The 8,913-nt window shown below is 63.6% G+C and carries 11 protein-coding genes; 7 read left to right on the forward strand and 4 right to left on the reverse strand.

Annotated elements, in window-relative coordinates; all coding sequences use genetic code 11:
- Window positions 1-157 precede the first annotated feature (157 nt).
- Window positions 158-775, reverse strand: coding sequence for a TetR/AcrR family transcriptional regulator C-terminal domain-containing protein (locus A2J02_RS02275; RefSeq protein WP_068046221.1), 618 nt, complete (start codon window positions 773-775; stop codon window positions 158-160).
- 82 nt (window positions 776-857) lie between these two features.
- On the opposite strand from A2J02_RS02275, the gene A2J02_RS02280 reads away from it, so the two are divergent.
- Together A2J02_RS02280 and A2J02_RS02285 are read left to right on the forward strand one after the other, a co-directional pair.
- Window positions 858-1,844, forward strand: a complete 987-nt coding sequence (locus A2J02_RS02280; protein WP_068046224.1) for a nitrilase-related carbon-nitrogen hydrolase — start codon at window positions 858-860, stop codon at window positions 1,842-1,844.
- A gap of 23 nt (window positions 1,845-1,867) precedes the next feature.
- Window positions 1,868-2,887: an agmatine deiminase family protein gene (locus A2J02_RS02285; protein ID WP_156516045.1), complete on the forward strand. Its 1,020-nt coding sequence runs from the start codon at window positions 1,868-1,870 to the stop codon at window positions 2,885-2,887.
- An 11-nt stretch (window positions 2,888-2,898) separates the two neighbouring features.
- Here the strand turns inward: A2J02_RS02285 and A2J02_RS02290 are convergent, their stop codons facing one another.
- From A2J02_RS02290 to A2J02_RS02300, 3 genes are all read right to left on the reverse strand, one after another.
- Complete coding sequence (locus A2J02_RS02290; protein ID WP_068046230.1) at window positions 2,899-3,333, reverse strand: hypothetical protein; 435 nt, start codon at window positions 3,331-3,333, stop codon at window positions 2,899-2,901.
- A 225-nt stretch (window positions 3,334-3,558) separates the two neighbouring features.
- A complete protein-coding gene (locus A2J02_RS02295; RefSeq protein ID WP_068046232.1) occupies window positions 3,559-4,080 on the reverse strand; it encodes a hypothetical protein in 522 nt (173 codons plus the stop codon).
- The gene (locus A2J02_RS02300) at window positions 4,077-4,289 is read right to left on the reverse strand and encodes a helix-turn-helix transcriptional regulator (RefSeq protein WP_068046235.1); all 213 of its coding nucleotides are present in this window, start codon (window positions 4,287-4,289) and stop codon (window positions 4,077-4,079) included. The genes A2J02_RS02295 and A2J02_RS02300 overlap by 4 nt, the downstream gene beginning before the upstream one ends.
- A gap of 181 nt (window positions 4,290-4,470) precedes the next feature.
- Between A2J02_RS02300 and urtA the strand changes: the two genes are divergently transcribed.
- From urtA to A2J02_RS02325, 5 genes are all read left to right on the forward strand, one after another.
- Window positions 4,471-5,748: an urea ABC transporter substrate-binding protein gene (urtA, locus tag A2J02_RS02305; protein WP_068046239.1), complete on the forward strand. Its 1,278-nt coding sequence runs from the start codon at window positions 4,471-4,473 to the stop codon at window positions 5,746-5,748.
- 72 nt (window positions 5,749-5,820) lie between these two features.
- Window positions 5,821-6,705: an urea ABC transporter permease subunit UrtB gene (gene urtB, locus A2J02_RS02310; RefSeq protein WP_068046242.1), complete on the forward strand. Its 885-nt coding sequence runs from the start codon at window positions 5,821-5,823 to the stop codon at window positions 6,703-6,705.
- Window positions 6,702-7,793, forward strand: coding sequence for an urea ABC transporter permease subunit UrtC (gene urtC, locus A2J02_RS02315; RefSeq protein WP_068046246.1), 1,092 nt, complete (start codon window positions 6,702-6,704; stop codon window positions 7,791-7,793). Before urtB ends, urtC begins: the two co-directional genes overlap by 4 nt.
- Entirely contained in the window at window positions 7,790-8,620 is an 831-nt protein-coding gene (urtD, locus tag A2J02_RS02320) for an urea ABC transporter ATP-binding protein UrtD (RefSeq protein ID WP_068046248.1), read from the forward strand. The genes urtC and urtD overlap by 4 nt, the downstream gene beginning before the upstream one ends.
- Window positions 8,613-8,913 (forward strand): ATP-binding cassette domain-containing protein (locus tag A2J02_RS02325; protein ID WP_156516046.1); only part of this gene is annotated, 301 nt, incomplete at its 3' end. The genes urtD and A2J02_RS02325, both read left to right, overlap by 8 nt.

The following is an 8,913-nucleotide window of genomic DNA, read 5'->3' on the forward strand; positions in this document are numbered from 1 at the left end:
CCAGGGTAGGACGATCGTGATCGCCGAGTTGCCGAAAAGGGACAACGAAGCGCCACCGATGTACAGAGGAACGGCAAGACGGATTCGACTCATGCTTCGATGATCGGCATTGACGTTGCGTCAAGGTCAAGATGAACCTGCAGGTGTTGCCGAAGACCTAACCGTCGAGCATGTCCGCAGGCGTGGGATCGAATCCGGCCAGCAGCGCTCGGAGTCCGTATTCGAAGGCATCCTCGGATCGCTCTCGCAGATCTCCCGCGGTGTCCAGGGCAGCTCTCAGTTCCGGTTCCACGTCGCGACTGCTGAGCCACGGTGCCTCGGGAGCTGCCAGATCCAACGCCGAACCCAACACGTAACTGTCGAGCACGGTGATGATGCGGAGCACGTCGCCCGGCACGAAGCCGGCGTCAGTCAGCACCCGCGCCAGCGTGTTGTACATCCCGAACGCAGCGCTGCTGTTCACGGCCTGAGCCGTCAGCAGTGGAATCAGCCGCGGGTAGCGTCCGTAGCTGTTTCGGTAGCCGCGTGCGATCCAGGCGAGCGCCTCACGCCACGGCACACCGACCTCCGGCATCGCCACCTCGGACATCGCCCGGCCCCGCAGCAACTCGATGATCTCGTCACGTCCGGCCACGTGGTTGTAGAGCGAGGACGGACTGACCTTCAGCCTCTTGGCCAGCTGAGGCATGGTGAATCCACCCGACTCTTCGACGAGAGTCAGGGCCGCCGTCGTGATGCGATCGAGGTCGAGCAGGGGTGCCGACGGTCGTCCCACAGCATTTCTCCCGTATCTGTTGCGTTCGAGGCAGACATCCACGATACTTAACGAATCACATTCGTTTTAACAGGAGATCAGCATGCTGACACTCACCAATCTCTCGGCCCCCGAGGCTCTGACCCGCACCACCCCAACCGATCGCGCGCCGCTCCGCGTCGGACTGGTGCAGCATCGCTGGAACCCCGATGCCGCAGGCTTGAAGGCCGAACTGCTCGACGCCATCGCCGCTGCCGCGGACCTCGGGGCGAAGGTCGTCTTCCTGCCCGAGATCACCCTGTTGCGCTACCCCGCCGACACCCGCGCCGGAGCCAACCCGGGCAGTGAAGCCGAGGATCTGCTGACCGGGCCCACGTTCACTCTCGCTGCCGAGGCCGCAGCCGCGAACGGCGTCATCGTCCATGCCTCGCTGTACGAGAAGTCCGAAGCCGCAGACGGATTGGGGTTCAACAGCGCCATCATGGTCTCGCCGACGGGAGAACTGCTGGCGAGAACCCGCAAGTTGCACATCCCCATCTCGGCCGGCTACTACGAGGACACCTACTTCCGGGCCGGTCCGGCCGAGGACCCGTATCCCGTGTACTCCCCCGCGGAACTCGGCGGAGCGAGAGTGGGCCTACCCACATGCTGGGACGAGTGGTTCCCCGAGGTCGCGCGCAGTTACGCGCTCGGCGGCGCAGAGATTCTCGCATATCCGACGGCCATCGGGTCCGAGCCGTCGTTCCCGGCCTTCGACACCCAACCGCTGTGGCAACACGTCATCGTCGGCCACGGCATCTCGAACGGCCTGTTCATGGTGGTACCCAACCGCTGCGGCAACGAAGGCGCGATAACCTTCTACGGCTCGTCGTTCATCTCCGATCCGTTCGGCCGCGTCCTGGTTCAGGCACCCCGCGACGAATCGGCCGTCCTCGTCGCCGATCTCGACCTCGATCAGCGTCGAGAATGGTTGGAGCTCTTTCCGTTCCTACTGACACGCAGACCCGACACGTACGGCCGCCTCACCGAGCCGGTGAACACCGACGCCCCGTACGGTGACGGACATCCCGCGACTCCGGTGATCAAATGACAACCACTGCAACGACATTCACGATGCCATCCGAAACCGCTCCGCAGGACAAGGTGTGGATGGCGTTCCCGTGCGAGGGCTACTCCCTCGGAGACGACCCGGCGGCCAAGCACGAGGCCCGCTCCACGTGGGCGGCCGTCGCACACGCCGTTGCCGCGTTCGAGCCGGTGACCGTCGTCGTCGATCCGGCCGAACGCGCCGTCGCATCGACATACCTCTCGCGCGATATCGACATCGTCGAAGCACCGTTGAACGACGCCTGGATGCGCGACATCGGTCCGACATTCGTTCATGCACAGGACGGTTCGGTCGCCGCCGTCGACTGGGTCTTCAACGGCTGGGGTGCGCAGGACTGGGCGCAGTGGGACAAGGACAGTCGTATCGGCGAGTTCGTCGCGAATCAGGCTGCTGTGCAGCGAATCACGTCGCCAATCGTCAACGAGGGCGGCGGCATCGCGGTCGACGGCACAGGCACCGTGCTGGTGACCGAGACCGTACAGCTCGATCCGGGGCGCAACCCCGGGCTGTCGAAAGCCGACATCGAAGCGGAACTGGCACGAACCATCGGTGCGCAGCATGTCATCTGGCTGCCGCGCGGACTGACGCGCGATTCCATGCGTTTCGGTACCCGAGGACACGTCGACATCGTCGCGGCCATTCCGTCACCGGGAACAGTGCTGGTGCATCGGCAACACGACCGGGCTCACCCCGACTACGAGGTCAGTTCATTGATCGTCGACACCTTGCGGGCCACCCACGACGGCTCGGGTGCGGACTGGAACATCGTCGAGGTGCCGGCTCCGCGGACACTGCGTGATGCCGACGGATTCGTCGACTACAGCTACATCAATCATCTGGTCGTCAACGGCGGCGTCATCGCCTGCAGTTACGACGACCCGTCCGACGCCGAAGCGGCCGCGATCCTGCGCGACGCGTACCCGGGCCGGGATGTGGTGACCGTCGGTGCGAGGCCACTGTTCGAGCGAGGCGGCGGGATCCACTGCATCACCCAGCATCAGCCTGCGGCGAGGAATCTCCAGTGAGAAGTGGGGTCCTACGAGCTGCGACGAACCTCGAGCTCCTCGCCGACGGTGACGGTGAGCGATTCGGTCACGCAGTCCAAGCGTCCGTCGAGACGCAGTGAGACGTTGTATTCGCCCGGCTTGAGGTTGAACGTGGTGATGGTGATGCTGGTGGCATTCTCGTCCACGATCACGCGCTGACTCAACGACAGCATCCCGTTGTGCAGAACCTCGCACATCTGACCCGGCAGGACGTTGTCGACGTGGACCGTGATGGCCTTCGGTCCGCCGAGTGCCTCGATGGTGGGCTGCGGCGTGCTCGACCCGACGAGTCTGAGGTAACTCTTGTCTCTGCGCACGGCCTCGACTTCCCTGTTAGCGTGCTCCACCAGAAGGTGGACGTCCGACGTGGTCTCGTTGGTGCTTCGTGGCGCGATGGAAGACGGATTGGTTTCACACGTCGTCATCGGCCTCGACCCCGAGCCTCTCTTTACATCGGGGGCGCAATCGTCCGCGTTACGAACCCGCCTCCGACCAGCCCACCCGCAGCCGCGAACATCCAGGGAATCTCGATGTCATCGGTCAGAACATACCTCTCGCTCCTCCGATCTGCGAGCGGACTGTTCGAAACGATATCTTTACGTATCCTTGCACCATGTAATACTCGGCGCGAGTGATCAAGGACACGAGAGTCAGTCCGTTTCCTCGAAGCCCTGTAGTTCGGCCTTCTCGGCGGCGAGCTCGGCTTCTCGCCGGCGACGCTGATGCGCCTTGACTCCAACGACCGCCGCGGCGAAGCCGAGCGGCGCACCGACGGCCACCCCGATCCACAGAGACCCGAGATTGCCGTCACCGTAGCGAGCGAGCAGACGAATTGCGGCTCCCCCTCCACATAGGACGAAGAGCGCCGAGGCAACGGCTATGCGGGCACGCCGAAGCTCCTGCACGGTGTACATGTCGATCCCTCGCGCGCGTGCGTACCCGATAACCACGTAGGCCACGACGATCAGCGCGACGTAGATGCCCAACGCCACCCACGCTCCGGTCACGCCTGCCGCGAAGGGCAGGATCGCGCCTGCGATCAGCCCGATCCACAGCAGCGACTGGAATCCGACGGCCGAGGCCTCGTTCCAGATGTCGCGTTGGAGTTCGTCGGCGTAGAACTCGTCGTCGAGGTCCCCGACGAATCGGGCTGCTCTGACGAATGCGCTCATGATTCTGCCTCTCCTTCGTTTCCGAACAGTGTTTCCACCGTCGTATCGAGTGCACGGGCCAATCGCAGTGCCAGGTAGACGCTCGGCGCATAGTCGCCGCCCTCGACGGAGACGATGCTCTGTCGGCTCACCCCGCAGATTTTGCCGAGTTCGGCCTGGGTGATCCGTGCCTGTTTGCGATGTGCGCGAACGTTGTTCGTTCCGGACATGCCAGAAAGTCAACTCTGCTTGTCATAAAATGTCAAGAGGAGTTGTCATCCTGCGGCATTTACGTCCGCGTAACGCGGGAAACAGACTCGTGACCGCAGAACATACCGACGCAATAACTTCCCTTTACTGTTCGCAATCGCGAATACAACCCCGTATACAAAACCTCCGAAAGGGCCGTAGATGCCTGCTGTCTCGAAGCGCATGTCCTTCAAGCGCGTCATGGTCGTTCCCGCAGCGCTGGCTGCATTGAGCCTCGTTGCCACCGCCTGCGGAAGCAAGGCGAGCGATACCGCCTCTGCCGACGGCGGCGGCGGTTCTGCCACCTCGTGTGTCGACACCTCCGGTGACACCATCAAGGTCGGCTCGCTCAACTCCCTGTCCGGCACCATGGCGATCAGCGAAGTGACGGTGCGTGATTCGATCGCACTGGCCGTCGAGCAGATCAACGCAGCGGGCGGAGTCAACGGCAAGCAGATCGAGGTCGTCGCCGAGGACGGTGCGTCCGAGCCGACGGTGTTCGCCGAGAAGGCCGAGAAGCTCATCAGCAGCGACTGTGTCGCAGCGGTTTTCGGTGGATGGACCTCGTCGTCGCGCAAGGCGATGCTGCCCGTGTTCGAGGACAACGACTCTCTCCTCTACTACCCCGTGCAGTACGAGGGACTCGAGGCGTCGGACAACATCTTCTACACCGGTGCCACCACCAACCAGCAGATCATTCCGGCACTGGACTACCTCAAGGAACAGGGTGTGAAGTCGCTGTACCTCGTCGGTAGCGACTACGTCTTCCCGCAGACCGCCAACCGTGAGATCAAGGCCTACGCGGCCGCGAACGACATCGAGATCAAGGGCGAGGATTACACCCCGCTCGGCTCGACGGACTTCTCCACCATCGTGAACAAGGTTCGCTCGGCCGACGCGGACGCGGTGTTCAACACCCTCAACGGCGACTCGAACGTCGCGTTCTTCCGCGAGTACACCAACGCCGGCCTCAAAGCTGCTGACATGCCGGTCATCTCGGTCTCCATCGCCGAGGAAGAGGTCGCCGGCATCGGTGCGGCCAACATCGAGGGCCAGCTGACCGCCTGGAACTACTACCAGACCGTCGACAGCCCCGAGAACACCAAGTTCGTCGCCGACTACAAGGCGAAGTACGGTGCCGACAAGCCCACCTCGGACCCGATGGAAGCCGCGTACACCTCGGTCTACCTGTGGAAGAACACCGTCGAGAAGGCCGATTCCTTTGCCGTGGCAGACGTTCAGGCCGCGGCCGACGGAGTCAGCTTCGCCGCTCCCGAGGGCGAGGTCGTCATCGACGGCGACAACCACCACATCTCCAAGACCGCCCGCATCGGTGAGATCCGTGCCGACGGACTGATCTACACGGTGTGGGAGTCGCCCGAGGCGATCGCACCCGACCCGTTCCTGGAGACCTACGACTGGGCCGCCGACCTCAACTGACCACCACCCATGTGAGTGGAACTTCGTAGCCTGCTACGAAGTTCCACTCACATGCTCCGAAGGAGCTCCCCTATGGACGTCGTGATCGGACAGTTGTTCACCGGCCTGTCGATCGGATCCATTCTCTTGCTCGCCGCCCTCGGGCTCTCACTGACGTTCGGTCAGATGGGCGTCATCAACATGGCGCACGGCGAGTTCATCATGGCCGGTTCGTACACGGCCTACGTGGTGCAGCAGATCGTCTCCACCGGCGGCGCATCACTGTTCATCTCTCTGATCGTCGGCTTCCTCGTCGGCGGCGCCATGGGAGTGTTGTTGGAGGTCACGCTGATTCAGCGCATGTACCACCGACCACTGGACACCCTGCTCGTCACGTTCGGCGTCGGGCTCATCCTGCAGCAGCTCGCTCGCGACATCTTCGGGGCACCGGCGGTCAACGTCGTGTCCCCGGGGTGGCTGACCGGCGGCGTCGACATCCTCGGTGCCGTGGTGCCCAAGACCCGAATCTTCATCCTCGTCCTCGCGGTGGTCGTCGTTGTCGCGCTCTCGATCGCGCTGAAGAAGACCGCGATGGGTCGACGCATCCGCGCGGTGGTGCAGAACCGCGATCTCGCGGAGACCTCGGGCATCTCGAGCCGCAGGACCGACATCTCGACGTTCTTCCTCGGCTCGGGACTCGCCGGCGTCGCGGGTGTCGCACTCACCCTGATCGGTTCCACCAGTTCCACTGTGGGACAGAGCTATCTGATCGACGCCTTCCTGGTGGTCGTCGTCGGCGGCCTCGGCCAGATCAAGGGCGCGGTCATCGCGGCCTTCGCTCTCGGAATTCTCAACTCGTTCATCGAGTACAGCACCACGGCGTCGATCGCCAAGGTCATCGTGTTCGTGCTCATCGTGATCTTCCTGCAGGCCCGACCGCAGGGCTTGTTCGCCGTCAAGACAAGGAGCCTGGTATGAGCGAGTTCATCGCCAAGCGCGGCGCTCTACTGGGATTCGCGCTCGCCGCGATTCTGTTGTTCGCCGTCGCTCCGGCCGTCCTCAGCGACTTCCGGCTGAACCTGCTGGGCAAGTTCATCTGCTACGCCATCGTGGCCGTCGGAATCGGATTGGCATGGGGCCGAGGCGGAATGCTCACCCTCGGTCAGGGTGTCTTCTTCGGTATCGGCGCCTACATCATGGCCATGCATCTGAAGATCTCCGACGCCGATCTCCGCGGCGACGACGTACCGGACTTCATGTCGATCGCCGGTATCCGTGAACTGCCCTCGTACTGGGTGCCGTTCACCTCGCCGATCACCACGATCCTGGGCATTCTGTTCGTGCCGGCCCTGGTGGCGCTTGTGCTCGGTCTCGGCGTGTTCAAGCGTCGGGTCAAGGGCGCGTACTTCGCGATCCTCAGCCAGGCACTGGCCGCGGCTTTCGCGATTCTGCTCATCGGACAGCAGACCACCGGTGGATCCAACGGCCTCAACAGGTTCCGCACCTTCTTCGGGTTCAACCTCAACGACCCGGCCAACAAGCAGATGCTGTTCTTCATCGCTGCAGGCGTACTCCTCGTCGTCGTCGCCATCACCCGCCAGCTCATGTACTCGCGCTACGGCGAACTGTTGGTGGCGGTACGCGACCAGGAGGAGCGGGTGCGGTTCCTCGGCTACGACCCCGCCAACGTCAAGATCGTGGCCTACGTGGCGGCCGCGTTCTTCGCGGGTCTCGCAGGCGCGCTGTTCGTTCCGATCGTCGGCATCATCTCCCCCAACGACGTCGGCATCGTCCCGTCAATCGCGTTCCTCATCGGTGTCGCGATCGGCGGTCGTACCACCCTGCTCGGTCCGGTCCTCGGCGCGCTCGGAGTCGCGTGGGCTCAGACCACGCTGTCCGAGCAGTTCCCGTCGGGCTGGACGTACGCGCAGGGACTGTTGTTCGTGGTGGTCGTCGGGTTCTTCCCCGCCGGTATCGCAGGACTGTTCGCGCTGCGAAAACGAAAGAAGGAAGCCGAAGCGGTACCCGAACCGAGCGAAGAGCCAGAGAAGGAACTGACGCGATGATCCACGTCGAAGGTCCACAACCCACGTTCGGCGGCAACGCCGGCATGTCGAGTCAGTACCTCGAAGTCCGAGACCTGACAGTCAGTTTCGACGGTTTCAAGGCCAACACCAACGTCGATCTGACGCTGATGCAGGGCGATCTGCGTTTCCTCATCGGGCCCAACGGCGCAGGCAAGACCACGCTGATCGACGCCATCACCGGCCTCGTCCCGGCGACCGGCTCGGTCACCAAATCCGGCGTGGAACTGCTCGGCAAGAAGGTGCATCAGATCGCCCGCCTGGGCATCGGCCGAACCTTCCAGACCGCCAGCATCTTCGAGAATCTGACGGTATTGCAGAACCTGGACATCGCCGCCGGGTCCGGTCGGTCGGTGCTGACAATGTTGCGTCGTCGAGGATCGGTGCTGCCGCAGATCGAGGAGGCACTCGAGACCATCGGCCTGACGGCCGAGCGCGACAAGCCGGCAGGAATTCTCGCGCACGGTCAGAAGCAGTGGCTCGAGATCGGAATGCTGTTGGTGCAGAACGCCGACGTGCTGCTGCTCGACGAGCCGGTCGCCGGCATGAGTCACGAGGAACGCGAGGAAACGGGCCAGCTGCTGCAGCGCATCGGCGGTGAGCGGACGGTCGTGGTGGTCGAGCACGACATGGACTTCATGCGCATGTTCGCCACTTCGGTGACGGTGTTGGCAGCCGGACGGGTCCTGGCCGAGGGCACAGTGGCCGAGGTACAGGCCGATCCGAAGGTCCAAGAGGTGTACCTCGGCACCGCGGCTGCGGGCGAGGAACTCGATCACATCGCAGAAGAGGGAGCCGGTCATGCTTGAACTGGTCGATGTACGTACCGGTTACGGCCGCAGCGAAGTCATTCACGGTGCGTCGCTGACGGTTCCGGCCGACGGTGTCGCCGCAGTGATGGGACACAACGGTGCCGGCAAGACCACCCTGCTGCGGGCAGCGGTCGGCTTGCTGAAGGTCAATTCCGGCAAAGTTCTGTTCGACGGCGAGGACGTGAGCGCGTTGCGCCCCAGCGCCCGCGTCGCTCGCGGGCTCGCCTATGTGCCGCAGGGTCAGCAGTCGTTCGGCCAGCTGACGACGGCCGAGAACCTGCAGGTGGTCG

The organism is Rhodococcus sp. EPR-147, assembly GCF_001647185.1.
Classification (GTDB): Bacteria; Actinomycetota; Actinomycetes; order Mycobacteriales; family Mycobacteriaceae; genus Rhodococcoides.

Bases quoted from the DNA above. Each gene is read 5' to 3' on its own strand.
- A2J02_RS02280 (WP_068046224.1), top strand. From the start codon at position 858: ATGCTGACACTCACCAATCTCTCGGCCCCCGAGGCTCTGACCCGCACC.
- A2J02_RS02285 (WP_156516045.1), top strand. From the start codon at position 1,868: ATGCCATCCGAAACCGCTCCGCAGGACAAGGTGTGGATGGCGTTCCCG.
- A2J02_RS02290 (WP_068046230.1), bottom strand. From the start codon at position 3,333: ATGACGACGTGTGAAACCAATCCGTCTTCCATCGCGCCACGAAGCACC.
- A2J02_RS02295 (WP_068046232.1), bottom strand. From the start codon at position 4,080: ATGAGCGCATTCGTCAGAGCAGCCCGATTCGTCGGGGACCTCGACGAC.
- A2J02_RS02300 (WP_068046235.1), bottom strand. From the start codon at position 4,289: ATGTCCGGAACGAACAACGTTCGCGCACATCGCAAACAGGCACGGATC.
- urtA (WP_068046239.1), top strand. From the start codon at position 4,471: ATGCCTGCTGTCTCGAAGCGCATGTCCTTCAAGCGCGTCATGGTCGTT.
- urtB (WP_068046242.1), top strand. From the start codon at position 5,821: ATGGACGTCGTGATCGGACAGTTGTTCACCGGCCTGTCGATCGGATCC.
- urtC (WP_068046246.1), top strand. From the start codon at position 6,702: ATGAGCGAGTTCATCGCCAAGCGCGGCGCTCTACTGGGATTCGCGCTC.
- urtD (WP_068046248.1), top strand. From the start codon at position 7,790: ATGATCCACGTCGAAGGTCCACAACCCACGTTCGGCGGCAACGCCGGC.